This is a genomic window from Peribacillus sp. NPDC097895, from assembly GCF_050277555.1.
Lineage (GTDB): Bacteria > Bacillota > Bacilli > Bacillales > DSM-1321 > Peribacillus.
On sequence record NZ_JBNNSH010000005.1, the window covers coordinates 178,306 to 203,983 of the forward strand.

Here is a 25,678-nt window from a genome sequence, read left to right on the forward strand (position 1 = left end):
GAAGCCCATCTTCAAAAGAATTCCAGTCTTAATATAAGGCCGGGATTCTTTTCACTCCGATGTACTTTTTTTCTTCTTCATCTCTTCGATTTCTTTTGAGAATGTTTCTTCTACCTCTGTTTTATTTCCATATAAAAAGAGGTTATCACCTAATTTGATTTTATACTCAGATAACTCTTTCCTGATTTTCACTTCTCCGCTTTCAATAAACAACATATTGATGTCCGCTCCTTCTGGGATAACATCAAACGCTTTGACATTGATGAATTCTGAGTCCGCATAAATATCGATCTCCATGACCACGTCTTCATCTTCTAAAAACAGGACCTCTTCTATCGGGTGCTCCCATAATTCATAATGATTGTACATTTCACTTTTCATCTTATTCGATATTCTATTATTCAGGAATGGTGCTTTCACTAAAACGGTTAAAATCACCAGTATCCCTATAATGATGCTTAACTCCATCAAGCGTAGATCATCTGTAAGCAATGTACTGATCGATGAAATGATGACAGCAAGGGAGAAAGCACCAAACAAAATTAAAAACATGCTTATTTTCCTTCGAACGGGGTGATCAATAATCGATTTTGACTCGTCAGTTGTAAAACCAGTACCCGTCAGCATGGAGATAACCTGAAATCTTGCCACTGAGCTTTTCAATCCAGTCATTTTCATCAAGGTAACCGATATTTCAATAACAAGAACAATGATAATAAAATAAAGTACCATAAACAGTAAATTCATCAAAATGACCACTTCCTCATCTATGATTTACCCAAATTCCACAAAAGAAATCGCAATCGTTCCTTTTCAAACTCCCATCAATATATTCGTTTACTACGAATAACCGATAAGACAAACAAAAAAACACAGTAAGATCCATTGAATCCTACTGTGTTTTTTAATTGATCAATCTTGATCCATCATAACTTCCAAATTTATTATAATGTTTCGTCTCAAATGGTCTTTAGCAGCAGTTTTTTTAACAGCGGTGTAAATTGTTCCGGCAATTCAGCTACACTCGGAATCATCAGCCGTTCTTTTCCGTAGATGTTTTTCATCGTCAATTCTTCACTTTCATCAATCAATCCGTCTGCTAAAAACAGGCCTATGACTTCTATTCCCTTTTTCCTGGCTTCGGAGACGGCAAGGTGCGTATCGACAATTCCATTTTGATCATATTCGCTTGCTGCCGGTTCACCATCGGAAAATACGAGCAAGAAACGGTTTTTTTCACGTCTTTTTTCCAATTCCATTGTGGCAACCCTGATGCTGTATCCGTCCCGGTTGTCTTCCTCCGGTTCAAGCTGCATGATTTTTGCTCCTGTATTTGCATAAAGAGAATCCGAATGGGACTGGATCACGTGGAAGTAATTCGGCTGATATCCCTCTCTCACTTCATTTGCATCTTCCCAAAATCCCACGATTGAGTGGGGTATCCTTAACTTTTTCAGCACTTCATGAAAGAGGACGACCCCTCGTTTCGTTTCATCCATTTTATTATGCATGGAAGCCGAGCAATCGATAAGCAATGTGAATACGGCATCCATTTCATTTGAATCCTGGTTCTTTTTATAAAAGACCCTTGGATTTTCTTCTAGTACAATCGGCAGTAATTTCTTGGATAAACGACCAAAAGCCAAATCTTTTCTTGGTGCATTCTTTTTATTTTCCAGTGTCTTTTCAATTGTACTTGAAAGTTTTCTCTTAAATGGTTCGATATCAGCAACGAACTCGCGGTAGCGTTTTTCTTCAGTAAGAGTTGGTATTTTTGCTTCTTTGATTACCTGGACGACGTCTTTATTGTCTTCACCAAATGGATGTTCACCACTCTTGCCGATATTCGTTTGCTTCTTCTCTAGCGTTTCCTGCTGATTGTATTCCTTTTGTTCACTTTCACCTGACGAGCCTTGGATGGACGCCAGTGCTTGGTCGGCATCTTCCGCTTCACGCGCACCTCCGCCCATCAAGCTTGTTTTCGTTCCCTGTTCCAATTCAAATTGAAGAAAAGTCGAATTATTCTCGCCATTCTTATTTTCTCGGTGCCACGTGGAGAACTTTTCATCAATGAACTCGCTTTTCTCTTCATCTACATCTTCTGTATCATCGTTCAACAGTTCATCATTTCTAGTCAGTTCGTCAAATAAGGTATTTGCTGTATACTTCTCCACATTTGCAATGGGGAAGATGAAATATTCATTCATTGTATCCTGATATCCATCGTTCACACGAAAAACGATTTGCTCACAAATCCTTGTGATATCACTTGTTTTAGTGGCTTCAAAAACCGAATGGATATTCGGCTTGATTTTCTCCAGTTCTTCCAGTTGCCGCACATTGGCTCTAGGAAAAATGGGATCTGGCCTGTCAGATTGAAGCAGTAAATAGATGAGGCAGTATAATTCATCCAGTGCAAAACTTCTTGTGACATTCGTAGCCAATTGGCTTTCGAAATATTGTTTAAGGTAAGCCCTCCTTACCGAAAACCATTTTTTCGTGCCTGGCCTTTCTTTCTTCACCAATTCTTCTAATCGCAAGTCTTCCAATAAAGCGAACAATTGGGCTGCAAACTTTGGAAGTGAACTTTCCTCGATTATCTCCTGATACGCCTTCATGCTCTGGATTGTTGAATGATGAAGCGTACCTATCGTTCTAAGGAGCACGTCCGTTTTCAACCCAGCTTCCTTCACTTCCTTATTTCCGTTTTCCCAAAAATGACTGGCCGTGACCTTATTCTCGATGGAATCAATGAACGAGCCATAATTATATTCGAATTCCAGCTCCGGAATGCCTGACAAGACGGTCGAGAGATCCTGCAGCTGCAAAAAAAGAGCCGTATCAATTATTGAATCATTGAATCGGATATACTTCATGAGGCATTCTCCTAGTTAGAATAATGTGTCAGCCAAGTTCTTTACAAACTCCCGTTCCCGTTCCTCGTCCAACTTATCCACGATGGAACGAAGAATCGCCCGTTTTGGCGGAATCAATACACTCAGATCGCAAGCATCAAGCAAAGCCCGGATCGATGCCGCATCTTCGGCCACTTTTCCTTGATTCACAGCGTTTATCAGGTCACTCGACAGTTTAACGAACAATTCGATATTTCTTGAATCCTTTAACTTTGTATTGGTCTCGATCAATTGCTTTAATTGCTCCCCTTCAATATAAGGAACCTCGATCACGATAAACCTATTCTTCAGCGCTTCATTCAATGGAACTGTGCCTACATAGCCTTCGTTGATCGCAGCAATGACATTAAAGCCATCTTTAGCAGTGATGACTTCGTTCGTGAATGGATTCGTTATCGTCCTCCTGTAATCAAGCACCCCATTGATCAGCGGCAGTGTTTCAGGTTTAGCCATGTTTATTTCATCTATGTATAGAAAATGACCGTGATTCATTGAATTGATCACAGGTCCTGGAACGAATTCAATCACCTGTTTTTCCTCTTTGTAAGCCAATGTCTTGAAGCCCAATAAGCTTTCGGCATCAAGATCGACTGAGCAGTTCACACTGAACATCGGTTGGTTGAACAAATTCGATAATGTCTCGGCAAACTTTGTCTTTCCAGCTCCTGTCGGACCTTTCAGGAGGATATTCTTCCCCATGCTTAAGGCAGTGATGGCATCTACCATCAACTCCATCTCGGGAGGCAAATACCCGCCTTTCCTGATCAATTCCTCAAATTGAGCAGGAATTTTTTTATTTGTTTGTAATATCGTTGCGATTTCTTTTGGTAATCGATTGATCATTTTGTCCCTACACCCCTTTTTGAACATTTTAAGGCTCTTTCCCATTAAAAACAAACACTAAGAAAAAGAGCTGTCATTTATGAAATGGATCCAAAAAGTCAGTAAGCTTATGAACCAGGTTTCAATGACCGCTATATCAAGACAACTTCCTTTTAAGGACATAGGTGATGTCATGTCTTTCAAATCATGAAAAAACGGTACCTCCAATCGATAGATGGGGCCGAAAGGAATTCTCGCTTCCTCTTCTCTTTTTATAACAAGCAAAATTCTAATGTAGAGTTATTTTGATTAATTTTTTGTTATTTGAATCAAACTAAACTTGACTTAATTTTGAAGGAGAAAGGTGACTTAACAAAATGGCTAAAGTATTATACATCACAGCGCATCCACATGATGATACACAATCTTTTAGTATGGCAGCAGGAAAGGCTTTTATTGAGACTTACAAAGAGGTCAATCCGAACGATGAAGTCGTTCATCTTGATCTTTATAAAGAGAACATCCCTCAACTTGATGTTGATGTTTTTAGTGGATGGGGCAAGCTTCAAACAGGAAAAGGTTTTGAAGAGCTTTCAGCAGAGGAACAAGCAAAAGTCGGACGCCTAGGTGAACTAAGCGATCAGTTTGTTTCAGCTGATAAATATGTATTCGTAACACCTTTATGGAATTTTTCATTCCCTCCAGTAATGAAAGCATATATTGATTCTGTTTCTGTTGCAGGTAAAACATTTAAATACACGGAACAAGGCGCGGTTGGTCTATTAACAGATAAAAAAGCACTTCATATCCAAGCACGCGGCGGTTTTTATTCTGAAGGCCCAGCTGCAGATATGGAAATGGGTCATCGTTATTTAAATGTCATAATGAATTTCTATGGTATTCCTTCTTTTGAAGGCATATTCATTGAGGGTCATAACGCAATGGCAGATAAAGCACAAGAAATCAAAGAAAAAGGAATTGCACGTGCAAAGGACTTAGCTCATACTTTTTAAAAAATAGCGGTAAACGCATCGAATAGTCTCCCCCTTAATAATGACTGTATCTCGAAAATAATGGGATACAGTTTTTTTATGTAATAAAATCAAGCTTTATAGCCTATTCGGTCATAGTTCCATATTTGAGAGAAAAAAGCCAACCGCAATAGAGTCTATCACGTCATATAGACCTATGTGATCATTAGATAAAAAACCGATTCTCCACATGACATGGATAATCGGTTTTTTTAGATAACTTTATTAGTAAGTACTTACTTTTCTATATTCACACTGGGTACTCCGACTGCCGTGCAATTATCGGGCACGGATTTCAAAACGACTGCATTTGCCCCCACTTTCGAATTCGCGCCAATTCGGATGCCACCGTGTATTTTAGCGCCACATCCTATATACGCATAATCACATACGGTAGGTGCTTTTTTCCTTTCTTTATTTTGTCCGAGCGATACTTGATGCATAATCGTAACATGATCACCTATTTGGCAATATGGGTTGATCATAACGCCTTTAGCTCCATGAGGCAGACGTAAATCCTTACCAATTTGACATTGTCCAGGAAACTCACAATTCAGGAAAAGTCTTACAATCAACAAATCTACCATGCGGTACATAATCCATAATACTTGTTTTACGACAGGAATCTTCACTTTATAGTAAATCGTATTGCCTATCCGGTAAATGAACATCACGATTAAACCATGGATTCCGCCCAGTCTCCCCCAGTTATTAATAAATGCCAATTTATTCAACCATTTAAATAATCCCATAACATACCTCCTAAGAGCATGACCCTATTTTATCAAATAGAGATAGTAATTTTCCCTCTTCATTCTCCCAATTATATTCTTGTCTATATGCAGCTTTTCCTCGTTCCCCCATGTTCGTGGCCATTTCAGGGGATTCCAGTAAATAAACCGCTTTTTGAACCATTTCATCCATGTTTGCTACATCGACCGACACTCCACATTCCCATTTATCCAGTACATTTTGAATAAGAAAATCCGAAACCATAAATGGAATGCCAGCGGCCATATATTCAAAACACTTTGTTGTTTTACCACCCATGAAATTAGGATCAGGGACTAAAAATGCCATACCTACATGTGCTTTCTGAATCGATTCAAACGCTTTATCAAAAGCCATTGCACCCTCCAGACTGATATGACCCTCCAAGTTGTTTTTAAAAATGAAAGTGTTCAATTTTCCGATGTATTCTTCACTGCCCGTTCCAATGATCTTCATGTGAAATTTCTTCTTTAAATCCACTAATCTTTTTGCGAGAAGCAGCATGGTTTCCCCGCCACGTATATCTGAAATGCCCCCTAGATAGATAAAGGTAAAAACATCTTCTTTTGCTTCATTTTCTTTCATAAAAGGGACTTTCGGGTAATTATACACGTCCATTGTTGGGCAGGTTAGGAATCGATAATCCTCTTTATACGTACTTTCTGCAAACACGACCCCGTTGCATGCCCTCAGCAATTGTCTCTCCAAGTAACGATACATGCTCAATGCAAATTCGGGGATTTTTTTTCTCATAAGGACCTTTGGTACATTTTCATGCATGTCATAAACGATGACCGGATGATAGCGGGGAATCCATCTGATTGTATTCATTAAAATGAGCAGCTCTGGATCATGAAACTGAATCACATCAGGCTTATCTTTCTTAATCTTCCGATACAAGGCAATCCAATTTAACATACGCCTTTTTCTAGATTGCATTGTTAATAGTTCAACTTCTATATTGGCTGGTATATTATCAGGGATTAGGTTATTTTCAACAGCTATATGCTTCACCTTGTACATTCCTGTTTCCCCAAGAGAAAAGGCTTGGCGAAAATAAATCCTCGTATCATTCCATGGATGCACCGAACTAATATTATAAAATAACTTCATCTGTTATCTCCCTTTTGTAAATCTGTCCCTAGCAATAAATACATGATAACGCAAGCAAAACCCATCCCATTTGTCACAAACGTTGTAGTAAGCGCAGTATCCGCTAAACACCATGCAGGTATGACAAACAATATTGTGCCAATACTATGCCACTTTTCATTTTCCGTCAGGCTATCATAAAGCCATAATATCGCTGCTAAGATCACTGTATAAATCAAGATTCCAATATAACCAAAATTAGAAAAAGCATCGGCGAACATATTGGCATTGGCTGCCATATCAGGTCGGCCAAAGTACTCTGTACCGATAATAAAGGGCGGGGTCTGGTCATAAACAGGATCTATGAATTTTTCAAAAATACTATACGATAGCAAGGCTTTTGGATTATTTGAAAAGAAGTCTACATAATAGGCTGTCAGCAAGCCCGGTGTGATGACCACCCTTCTGGCAAACAAATTAGATAAAAAATCCTGTTCAAGTATATAATCCAGTAAAATGCTGATGCCTAACACCGAGCAAAGGCTCAAACAAAAAAATATGGCGAAATTCCGTCCCTTCCTCTGAAAAGAAATAAATACAATAATTAATATGCCAGTCGATAAAAGGGTGGATTTCAAACCATTGACGGTGTACAAAAGGTATTGCAGTGATAGTCCGATAACCACATAGATATATTTTTTTTTACACAAACCAAAGGCTATGATCAGTGGATTCCAAACTTTCGCAAGCCACTGTATAATATAGCCTGCAAGAGGGGTTAGCTTAGTTCGAAAGCCCATTCGCTTATTATAGATATCTTCAGAATCTATAGGAGGCTTTAGACTAATTCCGCCCGAAACTTTGAAGATGTAAAGAAAAAAAATCAATAATGTTATAACAAAAATGATTTTTAATAGACCGAGATTAACATTAACAGGTGTAAACTTTCTAGCTGGCAATCTATTTACATTTCCTATGATAAGTAAACACAAAAACAAAAGAACATTTGTAAATATAAAATCAGGCTGTATCGTAACAAATAAATAATTTGGAACCCATACTACCGGTATATAGACAATAAAATATAAAATCCAGAAAACGAGTTCAGACGGCTTATCCAGATCTTTTTTTGCGAATACGACGGGCAACAGGATGAAAAACATGGAAGTTGCTACCATCTCCTCACTAGGGGGTTGCCTATATATATATCCCATATAATAATATTCAGGAGTAATAAAATGAACGTAGGAAATATCAAGCAACCAGACGTATATTACAACTAGACCCATTTGAATCAGCTTCATTTTTTTAGGTTATCCTCTCGATCTATGGAATGTATCGCCCTATAGCCGAGGAGAGCAAGAAAGTAGTAACTGGCCCCCATACAAATGCTATAGTATAAAATGGCTGTTTCAGCTGATCCCCCTAAAGTGAAGATGACCAGTACTCCAATAGTTGACAGCAACAACCTTGAAACGTCCCATAAAAGCTGAGTCTGCTGTTTATTGACTATATACAATATTTGGGAAACTGGTACAACAATCACTTGACACAGAAACATAAATGACATCAACCTCACATATTCACCGGAAACACTCCACTCTTCCCCAAAAACAAAACCGAAGAGCCCTGGGGCGATCCACCCTAAAAGTATCAGTGACGGTATACCTGCCATTGCTAACTTAGTAATGATGCTTCTATATAATTTCAAAACTCTTCCAGGCTCATTTTTAATACTTTTAACTACTTCGGCGTAGAATACTGTTGAAATACTCGCTCCCACCAATGTAATGGGTAAACCAATCGTTTTTGAAGCCATGGAAAAATAACCTGTCACTTCGGGTCCGTATAGACGCATTAATAATAAAAATATGATTTGCATAGATAAAGAACTTAAGAATGTTGACCATGTGGAGTATTTGGCGAATTTCTCATATTTTTTAAGCAAATATCCGATTCTCCTATAGTCCACTTTTGGCCAATGCATTTGTTTTAAGTAACATCGCCATATATACGCAAGTGATATTCCTCGTCCAATCATATCTCCCGCTATTAAACCCATTCCTGGAGTGATATGATTAACCGAAATAAGTGAGAACTGACTAATCACATTACTAATTGATTGCAGCAGTTTAGAATGGGTTATACCTTTAAACTTATCTTCTTTTACCATCCAGAAAATCAAAACTTGGTAAATCCCGGCAAATAACAGACCACTTGAAAGCAAAAGGTCATTCATCATCGAAGTTTTAATTCCGTATAATTGAAATAACGATAAATTAAAAAAGCTAAAACTCATATTCAGGATACAAACAACGCCAATCGTAAACATACTAATGTACATTATGTGAATTGTATTCTTATGGTTTTTTTCTAAAGGAATCGCCTTCTCTAAACAAAGAGATGCAAATGACAGGAGAATGGCCAAAAGGGACGTATAGGCTGAAAACACACCAAAATCTGCTGGTTTATATATTCTTGTTAATATGGGCGAACTTACAATGATTATCAGCTGTGCAAGCGAATTTCCCGTTAATAAAACAAGTATCTTATTGATAAAATCATTTTTTATTTTCATATTCTCATACCACGCCACATCTCTATTTTATATACTTACGTACATTGTTCAGATTAGCTAAATCGATCTTTCGTTAACGTTTCTTTTATTTGATCGGCCGGATAGTACATAATCCAGTCAAGAATCGATAAATTTTTTACACACTCTTTCTCATTTTTCACTTCATACACGGGATGAATGAAGTTTTGATAGACTACCTCGATCCCTTCTTGCTGAAATAATTCCACTTCCAAATAATCCTTACCGCTTTTCCCGCTTAAATAGCATGTACCTCCAGTTTGCTTAAGTAAGCTGACTAATCTCTCTGTTTTTCCAAAGGTTGTGTTAAACTCAGTGGAAAGTTGTGTCTCTCCTTCATAGTTTAAATAATGTAAGATCAATTCAATTAAATGAATATTTAAATCGACCAACAAAGCCTGTTCTTTTTGATATGCTTCTTCCAGCATCGGGAAGAAGTCGTGAAAGTACGGGGCATTTTTATAAACCTCTGAAATTTGTTTCAAATGATTCCTTTTCCATTTTTGGTTGGGGGAATGATAACTGATTAATTTTTCATGTAACATTTCAGGCTTTTTTTGAAGTGGCACCGTTAGCCTGGACTCTTTTCCATCCCCACCAAGAATATATGTTTTATTTTGAAAATTACTTGAAGAGTATTTCACATCTGTCAAATATATGAATACATCAGATTGGAAGGCTTTATGAAAGAAACCGCTCCACGGCAGGAAATTAGGTTGGTGAATGGTGACGATCTTCGTTTTTCCCACCTATAAAACCTCTTTTGAAAAAATTAATAGAAACGTTTCCGCGTATTTACAATTCACTTGGGAACCTCTCCAACTGCCAATGTGCTCTGCATTCACTAAGTAATGACCCATATATCCGATTAACTGCGATTGAAATAAGGAAATCATTTGTTTTTTATCTTCCATGAATTCTGTAATATCACTATAAACATTGGGATGAAATTGATTGGCCGCGATGTTATTGTTTTGGTTGATTTGTTCGAATTCATATAACGTAAATTGTTTTTTCCTGAAGCAGCTTCGAACGACCTTTGCTAATTTTTGATGATCTTGATGACTGTCATTCATCCAATGTGTGTAGACTTCGTCTGGATTCACCTTTTCAATGATCGTATCGAGCTCTTTTATTAATGTATGTAAAGGAATATCCTCAACGTTTTGTCCCTCGCAATGCTTAGAGAACTGTACCTCATATCCAAAATTGATAGCTGACTCGATGGCCTCTTGCTTCCTGACATCGATATTGGAAGGGATGGAGAATATGAGGTTGATAATTTGATGGCCTTGGCTCATTAGCTTACGAATTGTACCGCCCATACTAATTTCTGCATCATCTGGGTGTGCTGTTACTAATAATATTTTTTTCATCATGCTCCTCCATTCAATGCCTTTTCAATTATAGCTATCGCTTTAAGTGTTAGGTTCTTTTGTTCTCTATACGCTGTTTTATTTTTTGTTAATATCCATTCGGATAATTCAGTAATTTCATAGATTAAACTATTCTCTTTAATAGGTATACTCAATGTTTCCTCTGTGTTATTTTTGAGATTGTGGAAACTGATTTTTCGAATCTTATATAACGAATGAAGCCTGACCGTTCCTTCCTCACCGTAGATTTCCGATATGGAATCACATGTTAAATGTATTTTTGAAATCAACATCGTCAAGTTAAACTCTTTATATTCAAAAATGAGCGTACCACCTAAATCCATTTTTTCTACGTTCATTTGTTTAAAATAATAACTGTTTACCGGAACTCCAAATAATTGAAGTGCAGCATAAATGGGATAAATCCCAATCGTTCTTAATGTGCCTCCACCATGATTTTCATCAAAAAGTGGCGCTTTTTCTCCATTCAATAAAGCCAAGTATTGGTTCGTGTAGTTTTGATACTTTAGGGTTGCACCATGAATTTTCCCTGCCTTTTTAATGGCATTTTCCAATATATGAAAGTTGGGCTCGTAAATAGATTGTATGGCCTCAAATACAAACACATTTCGTTTATCTGCAGCATGGAAAACCCGATTTGCTTGCTCGGCTGTCATAAATGCCGTTTTCTCCACAATCACGTTCTTCCCATGCTCAATAGCCTTCATCGCATGCTCATAATGGTAAGCATTAGGAGTGGCAATATATACAGTATCCAGCTCCTCATCTTCATAGGCGTCACCCAAAGACGGATAAGCTTTTGAAACTCCTTTATCTTTTGCAAGCTCCTTTGTGCAATGATACCTTCTTCCCCAAATCCCGATTACTTCTCCATTGGAACTTTCATTAATGGCATCAATCATTGCACAGCTAATTATGCCCGTCCCTATTATGCCAATCCTATTTTTCATCGTCATTTAACAGTACCTGTTTGCATGTCGTCACAATGTATGTCAAATCCTCTTCAGACAGTTCCAAGTGACATGGTAACGTAAAGTGCGATTCACTAAATCTCTCGGCATTTGGGAGGGAGACCTGAGCATATTCATCACGCAATGTCGGCTGTAAATGTAACGGGATACCATAACAATGTCCCGTACTTATATGACGCTCCTTTAAATGCTTTTGAAATTTCTCGCTTTGCTCTTTGTTTTTAGACATGACGATAATTTTATAATACGTTGAGTCATTGTGATCAGGCTCCGCTTGGAAATATAGACCATTCTCCCGGAAAACACCTTCTAAATTCTCTTTATAATACTGGAAGATTTCCTGCCTCGAGTGAATCATCCAATCCGCTTCCTGAATTTGCAGGTAACCAAGGAGTGCATTAAATTCACTTAAAAGCATGTCGCTGGATAGCACTTGATTGATGGCGCCACTTTCATTTCCGTGGTGCCTCAGCAACTCACAGTATTTGCTTAAACGCTCATCATCCGTTGTAATGACACCTCCTGTTGCACTGGTTACAATTTTAGTGGGATACATGGAGAATACCCCAGCATTTCCAATTGAACCGGCCTTATATCCATTTATAGCGGCACCAAAAGCATGGGAAGCATCTTCGATCAGATAAAGATTATTCTCATCACAAAACTCTTTCATTTCAAAAATATTACTAGGGATCTTACCGGCAATATACGTAATGAGGACAACCTTCGTATTGGGGGTCACGGCGTTCTTTAAACTATTCAAATCTAAATTGAAATCGTCTAAATTAATGTCACAAAGTACGACTCTTCCTTTCGCATTTTTCACTGCATACACGGGTGAAACGAACGTATTGCTCGGCATGATCACTTCTTTGCCTTCAACATCCAGATACTTTAAAATCACTTCAATGGCGGCTGTTGCACTAGAAAGAGCGACCGCATATTTAGATTTGCTGTATTGTCTGACGCCTTCTTCAAATTTCCGAGTGTAATCCCCTAGAATTAACTTGCCGGAATCCAAAATGCGCGGAAGGTTTGTCAGATATTCTCGTTTTACCCAATCCGTTATCACCGGCTTTGTATTTACGATATTCTCCATATAACCCCATCCTTTTCCATATTTAGATGACCGCCAACCAATTAAATGCGAAGCAGTCTAACACAACCATCAAATGAACACCTTCTTATTTCGTGAATATTTATAGAGTGTTGCCAACTAAATCTGACAGCGTGGTTTCTATTTTCGACACCAATTTCGTTTTCTCATGATTGAGGGCTAACCTTTTTATGTTTTCTTGTATGTCCATATACATCTGTTCGTCACTTTTCATGGTTTTTACATATGCCGCCATTTTTGTTAATTCACTATAGTCAAATCCGTGTCCTGCATGATATTTTGTCATGGCCTCATGCTGCCAGCCTTTATAGTTTATTAAGGTTGGTTTTCCGGCTGCCCAAAAGTCAAACAGTTTATTTTGACTATTCCTATTTAATATTTCATTATTACGTACAAAACACAGACCGATATGGCATATGGCCATTAATAAGTACGCTTCTTTTTTAGAAACCTGATCTAAGAAAATAACGTTGTTTAATTTTTTGCTCTCTTTTACTTGAATTAACCGCTCCTTTTCCTTTCCTTCCCCTACAATTAAATAGACAATATCAGGGTCATCTGTCTTTTCAGCAAGCTCTAAAATAAATTCGATATTATTGATAAATCCTAATGTGCCCGCATATAAACAGATAAACTTCGCCTTCAAACCTAATTTATCCAATGCTTCTTCTTTAACTTCTGAACAAATTCGAGTGAAATGGTCAATATCCGCAAAGTTAGTGACCGTCGAAATTTTTTCCTGTTTAACTCCTTTCTTCAATAAATCTTCTTTCATGCCGGGCGAAAGGACGATGATTTTATCAGCTGCCAAATAAATCATGCTTTCTAACGCAAATAAAAATCTTTTCAACCATTTATTTTTTACAATTCCCATTGCAATGGGGATATCTGGCCATAAATCTCTTACTTCAAATACAAATTTGCATCGCTTCACCTTAGCAAGAAGCATTCCTATTAATCCAATTGTCAAAGGAGTCGAGGAAGCATAAACAACGTCTACCCCTTTCTCCTTCACCCCAATAAAAAAACTTTTATACATATAATGAATAAAAGATAGAATTCTTTTCATATAACCAAATTCTTGTTTATATTTCGTTTTGGTTGATATAATCTTTATTCCCCTACAGGGATCTGTTTCATTTCCGGTGATTATGGTGACTTTATTATTTTTGGAAACCAAAAAATTGGCAATTTCATAGGATCGAGTACTTCCTTTATTGGTATTAAAATATTGATGCAAATATAGAACCTTCACTTCATCACTTCCTCTAAAACTATGTTTTCTGCATACAGGTGTCCATTTCCCAATATGCACGATAATTTACAGGTGAATGTTTAGCCGTATTGCGTTAACGTTCACCCCCAGATAACAAATGTACCATTTAAAAAGTCGAGCCTTGTCCCTGTTTTAGCATGGAGCGTTTCAATTTTGAATCGCTCTAATAAATTTGCAACGCTAATATTTACACTTGTTTTTCGTAATATACGAACGTTTTTTCCGACTCCACCCCTTCTGGCTTTTCCCTTTCCCTTATTCATTCCCTGGTCTGCTGGCATACGGTTCCCAGTTCACCATCTTTTCTTATTCTGTTGAATAAAAAACTGAATATCTCTGTTAAATCAAAATATCCTCTTTCATGAAATGGTTTTGACAAACCGCCGGATACCGTACAGAACGTCCTGGCGATGTGTCTACTTCATTTCCATAAATAGTGTATGAATTTCAATGTTCGAATACATAAAAGGTTAAGTCAAATTGCATGGGCAGAGGGATATTTGTGAAGTGCAAATTGGCACGGATTGCGAGTTGGCTCCTAAAATCCATATGTAGTTCAGGAGTGGAATAGGAAAGCAAGTTACCATGTGTTTATTTAGATCTGGATTGGCGGGAGGGTCATTATTAATCGGGGAGTAACAATAGGGAGTCATACCGTCGTCGATTAAGGTGCTGTCAAAACGAAAGATGTTCCTGATGGAGTGGTTAGTGGTGGCAAGCGTTGTGTCGTCAAGCATATTGAGGGAATTAAAAAGCAGAGCTCACTCATTTCCCGAGTGGCCCTGCCTCCATTTTTTACTTTTAAATTTTCCTTAACGCTTCTGGGATCGCTGTTTCTCCAGAGATTAAATCGAAAGAACGCTTGTAGGTATTTTCTTCGGTCAGTGATGCCAGAATCGTTCGGGCCACATCTTCCCGCGAAATCGAACCTCGTTCCAATTCTTCGGCCGCGGTCACTTTGCCCGTTCCCGGTTCGTTCACAAGACCGCCCGGCCGAATGATGGTATAGATTAACTCGCTTTGTAACAATGCTCTATCCGCATAGTGCTTGGCCACATAATACGGTTTAATGGCTTCATTCCAGTTTTCCCGATTATTGGCTTGAAAAGCACTCACCATGATGAATCGGTTGATGCCCAAATTTTCTGCTGCTTCAATCGTTTTAACAGCACCATCAAGATCAATCAAAAGCGTTTGATCTGCACCAGTGCTCCCTCCGGATCCTGCTGTAAACACGATTGCATCACAGCCCTTTGCTGCATTAGCAATCTCTTCCACTGTGCCCGTTAAACTGACGACTGTGGATTCAATTCCATTTTTCTCAAACTGCTTCCTCTGTTCTTCTTTGCGAATCATTGCTCGCACACTATGCTCCTGGCTATCATTTAATAAATCCACCAGGTGTTTGCCGATCTGCCCATTTGCTCCAACTACGAATACTTTCATTAAAGTCAGCTCCCATGGTAAGTTTTGTTTCATACAAATTATTTCATGTACTTAGATCATTATCAAACAATCAGCCCGTCGTCGATTCATCGCCTTACATTGGAAAAAGTTTGGCAATCACCCTTATGTATTTTATAATAATGATAATACGTGTTCCTTCAGGACACAAAGGGGAGGTGTAAAGATGGCAGTTCCTGTATTAATGCCACCTTCTGCAGCGTCTCATGCAAAGCCTATTATTGGAGGCGATACTTTGCATGGGGTTAAATTAAGCTAAACTCAATCGCCCTACTTATCATTTCTAATATTCGGCTTTGCACCTTATTTCATTCTAAAAAAAGAATAAGGGGCTGGCAGAAATGAACTATGTAAAAGCAACGGCCGTTTTGCCTGAAAAGCTGATCGTTGAAATCCAAAAGTATGTGCAAGGCGAAACCATATATATCCCCAAACCTGAAAAAACCCATCACAAATGGGGGACCTGTTCGGGGTCAAGGGATCTGATTGATGACCGAAATGCCTCTATAAGATCTGCATTCAAAGACGGGCACACCATTCATCAATTAGCCGAAGAACATTTTCTCTCCGTGGAGACCATCAAGAAAATCGTTTATTCTAAATAGAATCAAAGGGCACTGATAATGATATCAGTGCTATTTCTATGTCGAGTACGTTTCTTAGTCGTTTTCCCCCTTTTAATGAGGATGCATTTTCTGTAAAGTAAATAAAAACGTAATATGTATCGCAGCATCAGAAACAGGAGTGAAGAAAATGGAACCTTTTATCAGAAGCGAGCAGTATAACTTCATTAAATCTCAAACACAGATTCTCATAAATGGACATGCGACTGCAAACGATAAGGATGTGATCCACACCCTGAAAACAGTCGCCAAAGAAAGAGTATTAAGCTTATTCAGTGACTTGAGCGAAGAGCAAAAGCAGCTGTTGGATCCGGTTGATACCATTAAAGATCCCGCACAAGCCGACGTCTTTCTCTTGCAGGTAAAGCCCTATGTGATCCCCTTTAAAGAAGTAACCGAAAAAACGATAAAAAAGTTATTTCCTAAAGCGAAGAAATTAAAAGCCCCTTTGTTGGAAAACATCGATTTGAGAGAGATCTCATACTTGGGATGGGATGATGGCGGATCAGGAAAGAAATTCATCATCGCCTATCACCATAATAAACTCACCGGTTTGAACGGTACCATTAAACCCGCCAACAAAAAGGGGATTTGTGCCATTTGCAGTCGTTTTGAAGAAATAGGGATGTTCATGTCTGAAACAAAAGGAACCGTCCAAGGGACATTCATTAAGAAAGGGAATTATATTTGCCTGGATAGTATGAAATGCAACCAGAATATAACCACTTTAGATAAAATGAATGATTTCATCGGGCGTCTGAAATAGAATGAAAAAGCAATCCTCATCATTGATGGATTGCTTTTTCATTGTTGTACTTTTACTCCCTTAAACAAAAGCCAAAAGGCTAATGATAGCTCTTACTCCAGTATTGGCTACTGCCAAGAAGAATAACGTTTTCTAATCGGTATGGTTCGGCAGGAGCAAATGTACAAAACAGTGTAAAACATAGCAAGCATTGCCAAGAGCAAGAACCCAAACACTAAGACTCCAGAATAATAAAGTGGCGCAATTTCTTTATTAAGATTTGTCATTTCTTACATATGAATCAAAAAGAGCTGTGTGGCTGATCCCTATTTACATTATTGGAATCAAGAAATCGGTAAAAACGTGCAGACTTCTAATTACTAAAAGGCAAAAGATCCCGGCAGTTGAGATAACCTCCTTCTCCGCTAAAAAAACCCTCATTTTGCCCTGCTTATAGAATTCAGGTATAATTGAAGAGATACATGAGAGAAGGAATGATATATTGAAAAGCAAAATGAATCAGTTGTTTAAAGACCAAAAGAGCGTTCATGTGCTATATTCCTATAATGAAATAGCAAATTACCTTAAACAGGTTTTGAATTTTATCCAAGACGGCGTCGCGGCAGGAGATTACGTCATTCTTATTGAAAATGACCGTTTATACCCCATTATCCACAAAGAGCTGAGCACGCTGTTGACCAACGATCAAATGGAGTTCATTCACTTTGTAAACAACTTCGATTTCTATTGTTCAAGCGGAAGTTATCATCCTCCTGCTATCGAAGAATACTTTAATAAAATGGTACAGCCCTATGTAGAAAATAAGATTTCTTTCCGATCTTGGGCACATGTGGAGTGGGCAACCATGGAAGAGCCCCTGCATATCATCGAAGATTTCGAGAGAATAGTAGACGAAGCTGTAAACTTGCTGTCGTTTCCATTAATTTGTGCGTATGAAGGACACAAAATGCCAGATTACCTCGAAAAGATTTTGATGGAAACACATCCCTATATTCTAAACGATGATGATATTATCGTATCCAAACAATACGTACCATCACCTTCGACCGTTATAAAAAAATAGACAACACGCCTAGGAAAACCTCCTACGCGTGTTTTTTTCATTGTTGCATGATTGAATGTCCATTACGAATCCCTCGTATATTTCAGCGGGAGCAATTCACTGATTTTCGTCTTGATTGTTTCCCCATCAGCATTCAGTATGACAAAGCAGTCTTTTGCATAATCCGAGATTAATTCACGACACATCCCACATGGGCTAACAACCTTTAAAGCCCTATTTTTTTCATCAGAATAAGGATGCTTAACAGCCACGATCGTATCAAATTACTTTTCGTCTTCCGATATGGCCTTGCCAATCGCAATGGCTTAAGCACATACGGTAACCGGGCCAATATATGCTTCAATATGTACGGCATCCACCATTTTCCCTGACTTTGTTCTTAATGCCGCACCAACATGATGCTTATTTTCCTCGTAAAGCTCCGTAATTTTTGCACTTGCAGCCGCTATTAAATCATGATCCGTCCCATTCAATGGATAGGTTTTGATGATAGTACCTCCTTCTCTACTACTATTTCATTTAGAGATACGATATTTTTGTTTTTGATTAACTATCAACCTTTTACTTTTTTTATCGCTTCTAAAGCCAATAAGCGGAAATAAGAAGCGGCTGGAAAAAGTGCCGTTTCATCTACTATAAACTTAGGATGATGGAGGTCATACGGACCGCCTGAACCTATCATTACGAAAGCACCTGGTATTTTTTCTTGGTAAAAAGCGAAGTCTTCCCCTATGGAGCTAGCTTCTAACGTTTTTGTCGCGTAACCGGCTGTGTCTCCGACCTGAAGCGCCAAATCTGCCCACTCAGGCGTATTATCAACTGATGGGGGGCCTGGATGCCAGGATAATTCAACGTTTGCATTGAATGTTTCACTTATACCGTGTAGGACTTGTATCATACGTTTCTGAATGAACTCTCGCTGGGTTTTACTGAATGTGCGGACGGTTCCTTCTAAATATGCACTATCCGGGATAACATTCCAGGTTGAGCCACTATGAATTTGAGTGATGCTCAAAACAGCCGACTCTTTTGGTGCCACATTTCTGCTAATGATGGTTTGCAACGTTGAGATAATATGTCCTGTTATGATAATCGGGTCATTTCCCTCTTCCGGTTTGGCCGCATGTGACCCAGTTGCTTTAACATGCACTTCAAAGCGATCAACTCCCGCTGTCAGTGCGCCATGTTTTGTCCCTAACTCTCCAACTTTCAACGTCGGATCATTATGAAGACCAAAAATCACATCCACATCATCCAACACACCGGTTTCCATTAAAGCACTTGCACCATGTCCCGTTTCCTCCGCAGGTTGAAATATCAAACGAATCGTTCCGGACAGATTTTTTTCTTCTTTCTTTAATAAAAAAGCAGTCCCCAAAATGACAGAAGTGTGAAAATCATGACCACATGCATGCATCACGCCGGCATGTCTTGAAGGGAAGTCCACCTCAGATTGCTCCAAAATTGGTAATGCATCAATATCGGAGCGAAGTGCTATCGTAGGTCCCGGCTTGCTCCCTTTTATCTCAGCTACGACACCAGTTTTTAATGAAAAATCAAGGGTCTTAATATTTTGAGATTGAAGCGCATCTTTAATTTTTTTAGTCGTTTCAAATTCTTGGTTTGATAATTCAGGTGTCATATGAAGATCACGCCTGAACTCCAATAGATAATTTTCCAATTCTACATTGCTTATAGTCAACGGTTGTCCATCTCCTTAAAAATCCGAATATTAAAGAACGAAAGCTAATGGAATATCAAATGAAGCACTATCGATAATCTATTTGATAAACGTGCAAAGTTTGAGCTCTAAATTAAGTGGCATCGTAAGCATCATAACAATGAATTCCCAGAAATGAAAAGTGTTTATTTTGAATATTTTAACATTGACAATTTATTATACAAGATGCTACCATTTGAAGTAATTTACTATATTAGATTAACGTATCAATTAAAAAAAGGAATACATTACTATGGTAGAAAAAAAGTACAGACATACATACACTTGGTCGGAAGAAACCCTCTTCTAAACTGGAAGCGGGTTTTTATTTTAGACTTAATTCATAGTAAACCAGTAAGGATATTAACATTATAAATCCACTTCGTTGAAAAGTGAAGACACAAAGGAGCAATTGACACATGAAAAAGAAAACAGTAAAACTTGGTGTTTTTTTGGCCGGAACAGGACATCACGTAGCTTCATGGAGACATCCTCGCGCCAATCCGAAAGCCAATATGAGCATCGATTATTTTAAGGGGTTGGCGCAGACTGCCGAAAAAGGTTTATTTGATTTATTATTTTTGGCAGATAGTTTATCAGTTGCAAAGGACTCACATCCTAATATTCTGACTCGATTCGAGCCATTGACCTTGTTATCTTATCTAGCCTCGGCGACTTCCAATATTGGTTTGGTTTCAACGGCCTCTACCACCTACGAAGAACCCTTTAATGTTGCTAGAAAATTCGCTTCTTTAGACCATATTACCTCCGGTCGCGCTGGTTGGAATGTTGTCACAACGTCCCTTGCCTCTACTGCTGTAAACTTCAATAAATCAGAACATTTAGAACATGGTCTTCGTTATAAAAGGGCGACTGAATTTGTTGAAGTTACCAAGAAATTGTGGGACTCATGGGAAGACGATACGTTGGTAATTGATAAAGAAACAGGACAATTCATTGATGAAAGCAAGTTTCATGAAATCAATCATCAAGGTGAGTTTTTTTCTGTAAAAGGACCATTAAATATTTCTCGCTCACCTCAAGGGCATCCGGTCATCGTACAAGCAGGCTCTTCTGGCGATGGGCAATTGCTTGCAGCAAAGCACGCAGAGATTGTCTTTACTGCCCAGGAGAACAAGGAGGACGCGATTTCTTTCTACCATGAATTAAAAGGTCATTTGGCCGCTTTTAATCGCGAGAAAAGCAGCTTGAGCATTATGCCAGGTTTGTTCCCGATTGTGGGACAGACCGAGAAGGAAGCCCAAGAAAAGTACGAGGCATTGCAGGAGCTGATTATTCCCGAAATAGGATTGGCTGTTATGGGAAGGTATTTTGGAAATGTGGATTTTTCGAATATCCCTTTGGATACACCCTTTGCTGATATTTCGTTACCAGATAATGTAGATAGCATCCAAAGTAAATATGATTTGATCGTAAAACGGGCGATCAACGAAAATTTGACATTACGTCAGACATATCAGTGGGTTGCAGGATCACGTGGACATCATATCGCGATTGGAACACCAACGCAGATCGCGGATAAGATTGAAGATTGGGTGAATGGAAATGCAGCTGACGGCTTTAATATTATGCCAGCCCTATTACCTGATTCTTTAACAGATTTTGTTGAACTTGTTGTCCCTGAACTGCAATCAAAAGGAATTTTCCGTACGAAATATGAAAGTAACACATTACGAGGGAATCTTGGCCTGGATAAACCGGTCAATCAATACTCTCATAAGCTTTAAAACATCTAATACCTGGCGGATAAATTCAAATAGACAGAATCACCCAGCCAAAGAGGAATTAACTAGAGTATAGGAGGCGCAAGATGAGTCAAATCTTTCGTGAAGTACGTGTAGAAGATGTCGATAAATTTCTTCAATTAACATTGGATGCTTATGCGAGTATAAGAGAGTTGGATATTCACTTTTCTGCGGCAACGGCCACGAGGGAGGAAGTAATTAAGCACATATCCGAAAATAAGGTGTATGTTCTGGAGGAAAATGGGACATTCATTTCCACCGTATCGATTCGGTTACCGTGGGGCCCAAATCCTGGCCCGCTCGTATTGCCACACATAGGCTGGTTCGCTACAAACCCTGCATATAAACGTCAAGGCATAGGGAAAAAAGTTCTGTCATGGCTCGAAGAAGAAATTTTGAAGAAGCAACTGAGAGCCCCCGCGGTTACACTTGGAACCGCGGATAATCATCCATGGCTAAAAGAAATGTACGAAAAAAGTGGATTTGAAGAAATAGGTCAAAAAGATTTAGGCAAAGGTCATCTCACAATATATTTAAGGAAAATCTTGTTACCAGGACAATATCAAGCTTGGACTGAAAAACATAATCAAACTATTTAAAAATCGGAGGAAAATAACAATGAAAAAAATACTTTCCCTTGGACTCTCTTTACTTTTCATATTAGTACTTGCAGCATGTGGCAATTCAAAACAAGAGGATACGGCCAAAGATTCCAAGCAAAAAACAATCAAAGTGGGGTCAACTGGCCAAAGCTATCCAAATGGTTATCAAGAGGATGGTAAATTAATAGGTTTTGACGTAGAAGTTACAGAACGCATCGCTGAGGATTTAGGATACAAGGTAGAGTGGGTCACTTCTGATTTCAGTGGGATAATGGGGCAATTGGGATCAGGTAAATTAGACACCGTTGCGAATGCGGTTGCTATAACACCAGAACGACAAGAACAATTTCATTTTACAGAGCCATATAGTTATTATGGTGCACAAATTGTATCAAGCACAAAAAACAATGATATTAAAAGTTTGGATGATCTTAAAGGCAAAACCGTTTCCGGTGTGTTGGGGTCTAATAACGTTGCGAACCTAGAAAAATATGATAAAAACGGCGATATCAAAATACGAACTTATGAAACTCGGGATGGCGCAATGCAAGATGCCATTAACAACCGTGTAGATGGATATATCAATTCCCGCCCAATCCTAGTTGCAGAAATAAAGAAAAACGATCTTCCGTTAAAACTAGTCGGTGATCCAGTGGCCTATGAAAATGTAGGATTTCCATTTCCCAAGACAGAAAAGGGCAAAAAATTAAATGAAGAATTCACGGCAGAAATAAAAAAACTTAAAGAAGATGGTACATTAGCGAAGCTATCCAAAAAATATTTTGGTGAAGATATCACCACGAATTCCGGCGAATAAGCATAGCGGAGGTTTTAAAGCATTATGAATTTTGATTTACAATATATGTTGGAAATTTCCCTACAAATCGCAAAATTTATTCCGATCACTCTGGTTTTAGCCATCGTTTCGATGGTTTTAGCCATTATTATCGGACTTGTAGTAGCCTTAATAAGAAATAGCAATATTTTTGGAATCACCCATTTGGCAGGCTTATATATCTCTTTATTTCGAGGAATGCCAACATTGGTACAATTATTCATCATTTACTACGGTTTACCACAATTATTCCCATCGTTGTCAACGATGGAAGCAATCACGGCGGCGATCATTGGATTTAGTTTGAAAGAATCCTCTTATTTAGCAGAAATTTTCCGAGCTGGATTGAATTCCGTGGATAAAGGGCAGATGGAAGCGGGCCTTGCAACTGGCATGAAAAGAGTGCAGATTTACTCGCGAATCATTTTACCACAAGCTGCTTTAAATGCACTGCCAGCAACAGGGAATACATTTATATCTTTGATTAAAGAAACGTCCCTTGCCTTTACATTAGGAATTACGGAGCTATTTGCAGAGGGAAAAATGATTGCATCCGCTAACATGCGCTTTTTCGAAACGTATTTGGTGGTTGGCTTGATTTACTGGCTATTGGTTATTCTTTATTCTTGGATACAAAAATATCTGGAAATTTGGCTCAGCAAACCACTTAGAAGGTGATCATATGATAAAAGTAAGAAACTTAACCAAGCATTTTGATGATAAACAAGTATTGAACGATATTAACTTGGATATAAGAACCGGGGAAGTTGTCGCCATTATTGGTCCATCTGGTTCTGGAAAATCAACGTTATTACGCTGTCTGAACTTGTTGGAAAAGCCCAACAGCGGCACCATCGAAATCAAGGATGTAAAATTGGATACCCAAAAATATAAAGAGAAAGACGCGTACCAATTAAGACAGCAAACAGCGATGGTATTCCAACACTATAACCTTTTTAAAAATAAAACAGCTTTAAGAAACGTAATTGAAGCTTTGCTTGTCAGCAAAAAGATGAAAAAAGAGGAAGCCATTCAAATCGGCGTGGATTTATTGAAACGGGTCGGCTTAGAAAAACAAGCAGAGCAATACCCCGCTACCTTATCTGGTGGACAACAGCAGCGTGTTAGCATCGCTAGAGCATTAGCGGTAAAACCACATGCCATTTTATTTGATGAACCTACCTCCGCTCTAGACCCCGAATTGGTTAATGAAGTTTTACAAGTTATACGGGAGTTAGCGAAAGAGGATACCACAATGGTGATCGTGACTCACGAAATGCAATTTGCGAAGGAAGTGGCTGACCATGTCATTTTCATGGCAGATGGACATATTATCGAACAAGGCACACCAGAACAAGTAATTGAACATTCTCTTAATCCGCGAACTCAGCGTTTTTTACGGCAAATGGGAGATGAAATGGATGGAGCTGCCAGGCAAAAAAGGAAGTGAAGTGTATGAACACGGAAAGGTTATCTGAATTGATTTATCATTCCAATCCGTTGGTGAATGAAGTAGTACTGCAGGCTGCCATCGAAGGACTTCTTGATTATCTTGCCGTTTCCTATCAAACAAAGTCCGAAAAGGAAATTTCGATTTTAAAGCAAATCATTTTGGAAGAAGGCGGAAATGGGACGAGTTACTTGATTGGAAGTCACATACATGCAACAAGATCCCAAGCAGCACTCTTCAATGGCTTTCAAGCTCATTTACTAGATTATGATGATGTACATTCAGATGTAAGGGGCCATCCAAGCGCAGTCATTTTGTCTGCTTTGTTAGCAGTTGGAGAATCTGAAATGCCCGGGAAACGTTTTTTAGCTGCCTATGTGGTCGGTGTGGAGATTATGGCTCGGTTTGGAGAAGCTATGAACCCATATCATTATACAAAAGGTTGGCATAATACAGCTACACTTGGCGTAATAGCTGCAGCTGGTGCGGTTGCGTATTTACGGGAATACTCACCGCGCTTAATAGCTGAAACGATGAGTCTCGCCGCTACCCAATCGGCGGGTCTCCGACTCCAATTTGGTACCGTGATAAAGCCGCTCCATGTAGGGATTGCCGCTAAAAACGCTGTGGATTCCGCGGATTGGATTCGGATGGGATTACATAGCAACCCCGACTTCTTGAACGATAAGAATGGTTTCTTTGAGGTATATACAGAAAATGGAGTTCCAGATCTGACGGCGAACTGGGGAAAGGCATGGCGGATCGTAACACCAGGATTATGGTTTAAACAATATCCTTTTTGTTCTGCTGCGACACATGGCGCTGATGCAGCTGTCTTTTTACATAAGACGTATGATTTATCGGAAGATGACATTGAATCGGTGAGTGTTTGCTTTCCTCCAAATGGTGATTCCGCTTTGATTCACCATAACCCTTCGACTGGTGAAGAAGGAAGATTTTCGATTGAGTATATTGTATGGCTCGCGTTAACAGGCAAACCCCTGACCTTTGCTTCTTTTGAATCGAAACCGATTCCCCATTCATGGAGAGAATCCTTTCAAAAAGTAAATAGAGAGACGGATGCAACGATCAAGCCTTCCAAAGCAGCACTCCCAGTGGGACGATTTACAATTGTGACCGTGACCACAACGAATGGGGATGTACTATCAAAACGAATCGATACACCTAAAGGAAGTCCTGGGAATCCATTAACAAAATCCCAGCTAAAAGAAAAATTGCATAAAGCGGTTGGAGATGAAGGTGAGACAGAGAAAATAATAGCAGCTGTCCATGCACTGAATCACACATCACTTGGTGTTTTTCAAGAAGCTGACTTTAGAAGCTGACAGATAATAAATAAGGCGAACAGTATTTATATACTGCTCGCCTTATTTGTATACC

25 protein-coding genes and 1 pseudogene are annotated in these 25,678 nt (G+C 38.8%); 10 read left to right on the top strand and 16 right to left on the bottom strand.

The features are described from left to right. Positions 1 to 51: 51 nt before the first annotated feature. The 3 genes from ACQKMH_RS22020 to ACQKMH_RS22030 all read right to left on the bottom strand — a co-directional run bounded on the left by ACQKMH_RS22020 (position 52) and on the right by ACQKMH_RS22030 (position 3,758). Positions 52 to 747: a TrkA C-terminal domain-containing protein gene (locus tag ACQKMH_RS22020; RefSeq protein WP_427589524.1), complete on the bottom strand. Its 696-nt coding sequence runs from the start codon at positions 745 to 747 to the stop codon at positions 52 to 54. 212 nt (positions 748 to 959) lie between these two features. Continuing rightward, a complete protein-coding gene (locus tag ACQKMH_RS22025; RefSeq protein WP_427589525.1) occupies positions 960 to 2,876 on the bottom strand; it encodes a vWA domain-containing protein in 1,917 nt (638 codons plus the stop codon). A gap of 15 nt (positions 2,877 to 2,891) precedes the next feature. Next, positions 2,892 to 3,758: an AAA family ATPase gene (locus tag ACQKMH_RS22030; RefSeq protein WP_427589526.1), complete on the bottom strand. Its 867-nt coding sequence runs from the start codon at positions 3,756 to 3,758 to the stop codon at positions 2,892 to 2,894. 356 nt (positions 3,759 to 4,114) lie between these two features. Between ACQKMH_RS22030 and ACQKMH_RS22035 the strand changes: the two genes are divergently transcribed. Further along, on the top strand, positions 4,115 to 4,750 hold the full coding sequence (locus ACQKMH_RS22035) for an FMN-dependent NADH-azoreductase (protein WP_427589527.1): 636 nt from the start codon (positions 4,115 to 4,117) through the stop codon (positions 4,748 to 4,750). A 254-nt stretch (positions 4,751 to 5,004) separates the two neighbouring features. On the opposite strand, the gene ACQKMH_RS22040 is transcribed toward ACQKMH_RS22035, so the two are convergent. The 11 genes from ACQKMH_RS22040 to ACQKMH_RS22090 all read right to left on the bottom strand — a co-directional run bounded on the left by ACQKMH_RS22040 (position 5,005) and on the right by ACQKMH_RS22090 (position 15,434). Next, the gene (locus tag ACQKMH_RS22040; protein ID WP_427589528.1) at positions 5,005 to 5,520 is read right to left on the bottom strand and encodes a serine O-acetyltransferase; all 516 of its coding nucleotides are present in this window, start codon (positions 5,518 to 5,520) and stop codon (positions 5,005 to 5,007) included. Between the two features lie 10 nt (positions 5,521 to 5,530). Continuing rightward, entirely contained in the window at positions 5,531 to 6,652 is a 1,122-nt protein-coding gene (locus tag ACQKMH_RS22045; protein ID WP_427589529.1) for a glycosyltransferase family protein, read from the bottom strand. Further along, positions 6,649 to 7,935 carry a hypothetical protein gene (locus tag ACQKMH_RS22050; protein WP_427589530.1) on the bottom strand — a complete coding sequence of 429 codons (1,287 nt, stop codon included), beginning with the start codon at positions 7,933 to 7,935 and terminating at the stop codon, positions 6,649 to 6,651. The genes ACQKMH_RS22045 and ACQKMH_RS22050 overlap by 4 nt, the downstream gene beginning before the upstream one ends. Further along, the gene (locus tag ACQKMH_RS22055; RefSeq protein ID WP_427589531.1) at positions 7,932 to 9,209 is read right to left on the bottom strand and encodes an oligosaccharide flippase family protein; all 1,278 of its coding nucleotides are present in this window, start codon (positions 9,207 to 9,209) and stop codon (positions 7,932 to 7,934) included. Before ACQKMH_RS22055 ends, ACQKMH_RS22050 begins: the two co-directional genes overlap by 4 nt. Before the next feature lie 53 nt (positions 9,210 to 9,262). Continuing rightward, entirely contained in the window at positions 9,263 to 9,976 is a 714-nt protein-coding gene (locus ACQKMH_RS22060) for a WbqC family protein (protein WP_427589532.1), read from the bottom strand. Then, positions 9,977 to 10,603 (bottom strand): PIG-L deacetylase family protein, encoded by a 627-nt coding sequence (locus tag ACQKMH_RS22065; protein ID WP_427589533.1) that lies wholly within the window; start codon positions 10,601 to 10,603, stop codon positions 9,977 to 9,979. Further along, positions 10,603 to 11,580, bottom strand: coding sequence for a Gfo/Idh/MocA family protein (locus ACQKMH_RS22070; protein ID WP_427589534.1), 978 nt, complete (start codon positions 11,578 to 11,580; stop codon positions 10,603 to 10,605). Before ACQKMH_RS22070 ends, ACQKMH_RS22065 begins: the two co-directional genes overlap by 1 nt. Next, complete coding sequence (locus ACQKMH_RS22075; RefSeq protein WP_427589535.1) at positions 11,564 to 12,694, bottom strand: DegT/DnrJ/EryC1/StrS family aminotransferase; 1,131 nt, start codon at positions 12,692 to 12,694, stop codon at positions 11,564 to 11,566. Before ACQKMH_RS22075 ends, ACQKMH_RS22070 begins: the two co-directional genes overlap by 17 nt. 100 nt (positions 12,695 to 12,794) lie before the next feature. Beyond that, positions 12,795 to 13,967 carry a glycosyltransferase family 4 protein gene (locus ACQKMH_RS22080; RefSeq protein ID WP_427589536.1) on the bottom strand — a complete coding sequence of 391 codons (1,173 nt, stop codon included), beginning with the start codon at positions 13,965 to 13,967 and terminating at the stop codon, positions 12,795 to 12,797. Between the two features lie 101 nt (positions 13,968 to 14,068). Then, the gene (locus ACQKMH_RS22085) at positions 14,069 to 14,251 is read right to left on the bottom strand and encodes a hypothetical protein (protein WP_427589537.1); all 183 of its coding nucleotides are present in this window, start codon (positions 14,249 to 14,251) and stop codon (positions 14,069 to 14,071) included. A gap of 538 nt (positions 14,252 to 14,789) precedes the next feature. After that, a complete protein-coding gene (locus tag ACQKMH_RS22090; RefSeq protein WP_427589538.1) occupies positions 14,790 to 15,434 on the bottom strand; it encodes an SDR family oxidoreductase in 645 nt (214 codons plus the stop codon). Between the two features lie 359 nt (positions 15,435 to 15,793). Between ACQKMH_RS22090 and ACQKMH_RS22095 the strand changes: the two genes are divergently transcribed. The 3 genes from ACQKMH_RS22095 (at position 15,794) to ACQKMH_RS22105 (ending at position 17,904) form a co-directional block, all read left to right on the top strand. Further along, a complete protein-coding gene (locus tag ACQKMH_RS22095) occupies positions 15,794 to 16,057 on the top strand; it encodes a CD3324 family protein (protein WP_427589539.1) in 264 nt (87 codons plus the stop codon). A gap of 148 nt (positions 16,058 to 16,205) precedes the next feature. Beyond that, complete coding sequence (locus tag ACQKMH_RS22100) at positions 16,206 to 16,841, top strand: FusB/FusC family EF-G-binding protein (RefSeq protein WP_427589540.1); 636 nt, start codon at positions 16,206 to 16,208, stop codon at positions 16,839 to 16,841. Positions 16,842 to 17,322: 481 nt separating this feature from the next. Next, complete coding sequence (locus tag ACQKMH_RS22105) at positions 17,323 to 17,904, top strand: MEDS domain-containing protein (RefSeq protein WP_427589541.1); 582 nt, start codon at positions 17,323 to 17,325, stop codon at positions 17,902 to 17,904. Positions 17,905 to 17,966: 62 nt separating this feature from the next. On the opposite strand, the pseudogene ACQKMH_RS22110 reads toward ACQKMH_RS22105, so the two are convergent. After that, a pseudogene (locus ACQKMH_RS22110) lies at positions 17,967 to 18,395 on the bottom strand (cytidine deaminase). A gap of 62 nt (positions 18,396 to 18,457) precedes the next feature. Further along, entirely contained in the window at positions 18,458 to 19,606 is a 1,149-nt protein-coding gene (locus tag ACQKMH_RS22115; protein WP_427589542.1) for an amidohydrolase, read from the bottom strand. Between the two features lie 437 nt (positions 19,607 to 20,043). On the opposite strand from ACQKMH_RS22115, the gene ACQKMH_RS22120 reads away from it, so the two are divergent. From ACQKMH_RS22120 to ACQKMH_RS22145, 6 genes are all read left to right on the top strand, one after another. Then, the gene (locus ACQKMH_RS22120; RefSeq protein WP_427589543.1) at positions 20,044 to 21,372 is read left to right on the top strand and encodes an LLM class flavin-dependent oxidoreductase; all 1,329 of its coding nucleotides are present in this window, start codon (positions 20,044 to 20,046) and stop codon (positions 21,370 to 21,372) included. A gap of 83 nt (positions 21,373 to 21,455) precedes the next feature. After that, positions 21,456 to 21,989: a GNAT family N-acetyltransferase gene (locus tag ACQKMH_RS22125; RefSeq protein ID WP_427589544.1), complete on the top strand. Its 534-nt coding sequence runs from the start codon at positions 21,456 to 21,458 to the stop codon at positions 21,987 to 21,989. 19 nt (positions 21,990 to 22,008) lie between these two features. Continuing rightward, positions 22,009 to 22,809 carry a transporter substrate-binding domain-containing protein gene (locus tag ACQKMH_RS22130; protein WP_427589545.1) on the top strand — a complete coding sequence of 267 codons (801 nt, stop codon included), beginning with the start codon at positions 22,009 to 22,011 and terminating at the stop codon, positions 22,807 to 22,809. Positions 22,810 to 22,833: 24 nt separating this feature from the next. After that, entirely contained in the window at positions 22,834 to 23,505 is a 672-nt protein-coding gene (locus ACQKMH_RS22135) for an amino acid ABC transporter permease (RefSeq protein ID WP_427589546.1), read from the top strand. A 4-nt stretch (positions 23,506 to 23,509) separates the two neighbouring features. Next, complete coding sequence (locus tag ACQKMH_RS22140) at positions 23,510 to 24,277, top strand: amino acid ABC transporter ATP-binding protein (protein WP_427589547.1); 768 nt, start codon at positions 23,510 to 23,512, stop codon at positions 24,275 to 24,277. 5 nt (positions 24,278 to 24,282) lie between these two features. After that, entirely contained in the window at positions 24,283 to 25,623 is a 1,341-nt protein-coding gene (locus ACQKMH_RS22145) for an MmgE/PrpD family protein (RefSeq protein ID WP_427589548.1), read from the top strand. Positions 25,624 to 25,678: the final 55 nt, after the last annotated feature.

What these genes read in the sequence shown, in the direction of transcription:
- ACQKMH_RS22020 (WP_427589524.1), bottom strand. Translation starts at nt 747, where the DNA reads ATGAATTTACTGTTTATGGTACTTTATTTTATTATCATTGTTCTTGTT.
- ACQKMH_RS22055 (WP_427589531.1), bottom strand. Translation starts at nt 9,209, where the DNA reads ATGAAAATAAAAAATGATTTTATCAATAAGATACTTGTTTTATTAACG.
- ACQKMH_RS22135 (WP_427589546.1), top strand. Translation starts at nt 22,834, where the DNA reads ATGAATTTTGATTTACAATATATGTTGGAAATTTCCCTACAAATCGCA.
- ACQKMH_RS22035 (WP_427589527.1), top strand. Translation starts at nt 4,115, where the DNA reads ATGGCTAAAGTATTATACATCACAGCGCATCCACATGATGATACACAA.
- ACQKMH_RS22145 (WP_427589548.1), top strand. Translation starts at nt 24,283, where the DNA reads ATGAACACGGAAAGGTTATCTGAATTGATTTATCATTCCAATCCGTTG.
- ACQKMH_RS22120 (WP_427589543.1), top strand. Translation starts at nt 20,044, where the DNA reads ATGAAAAAGAAAACAGTAAAACTTGGTGTTTTTTTGGCCGGAACAGGA.
- ACQKMH_RS22090 (WP_427589538.1), bottom strand. Translation starts at nt 15,434, where the DNA reads ATGAAAGTATTCGTAGTTGGAGCAAATGGGCAGATCGGCAAACACCTG.
- ACQKMH_RS22095 (WP_427589539.1), top strand. Translation starts at nt 15,794, where the DNA reads ATGAACTATGTAAAAGCAACGGCCGTTTTGCCTGAAAAGCTGATCGTT.
- ACQKMH_RS22125 (WP_427589544.1), top strand. Translation starts at nt 21,456, where the DNA reads ATGAGTCAAATCTTTCGTGAAGTACGTGTAGAAGATGTCGATAAATTT.
- ACQKMH_RS22040 (WP_427589528.1), bottom strand. Translation starts at nt 5,520, where the DNA reads ATGGGATTATTTAAATGGTTGAATAAATTGGCATTTATTAATAACTGG.
- ACQKMH_RS22050 (WP_427589530.1), bottom strand. Translation starts at nt 7,935, where the DNA reads ATGAAGCTGATTCAAATGGGTCTAGTTGTAATATACGTCTGGTTGCTT.
- ACQKMH_RS22075 (WP_427589535.1), bottom strand. Translation starts at nt 12,694, where the DNA reads ATGGAGAATATCGTAAATACAAAGCCGGTGATAACGGATTGGGTAAAA.
- ACQKMH_RS22030 (WP_427589526.1), bottom strand. Translation starts at nt 3,758, where the DNA reads ATGATCAATCGATTACCAAAAGAAATCGCAACGATATTACAAACAAAT.
- ACQKMH_RS22065 (WP_427589533.1), bottom strand. Translation starts at nt 10,603, where the DNA reads ATGAAAAAAATATTATTAGTAACAGCACACCCAGATGATGCAGAAATT.
- ACQKMH_RS22070 (WP_427589534.1), bottom strand. Translation starts at nt 11,580, where the DNA reads ATGACGATGAAAAATAGGATTGGCATAATAGGGACGGGCATAATTAGC.
- ACQKMH_RS22045 (WP_427589529.1), bottom strand. Translation starts at nt 6,652, where the DNA reads ATGAAGTTATTTTATAATATTAGTTCGGTGCATCCATGGAATGATACG.
- ACQKMH_RS22100 (WP_427589540.1), top strand. Translation starts at nt 16,206, where the DNA reads ATGGAACCTTTTATCAGAAGCGAGCAGTATAACTTCATTAAATCTCAA.
- ACQKMH_RS22085 (WP_427589537.1), bottom strand. Translation starts at nt 14,251, where the DNA reads ATGAATAAGGGAAAGGGAAAAGCCAGAAGGGGTGGAGTCGGAAAAAAC.
- ACQKMH_RS22140 (WP_427589547.1), top strand. Translation starts at nt 23,510, where the DNA reads ATGATAAAAGTAAGAAACTTAACCAAGCATTTTGATGATAAACAAGTA.
- ACQKMH_RS22130 (WP_427589545.1), top strand. Translation starts at nt 22,009, where the DNA reads ATGAAAAAAATACTTTCCCTTGGACTCTCTTTACTTTTCATATTAGTA.
- ACQKMH_RS22025 (WP_427589525.1), bottom strand. Translation starts at nt 2,876, where the DNA reads ATGAAGTATATCCGATTCAATGATTCAATAATTGATACGGCTCTTTTT.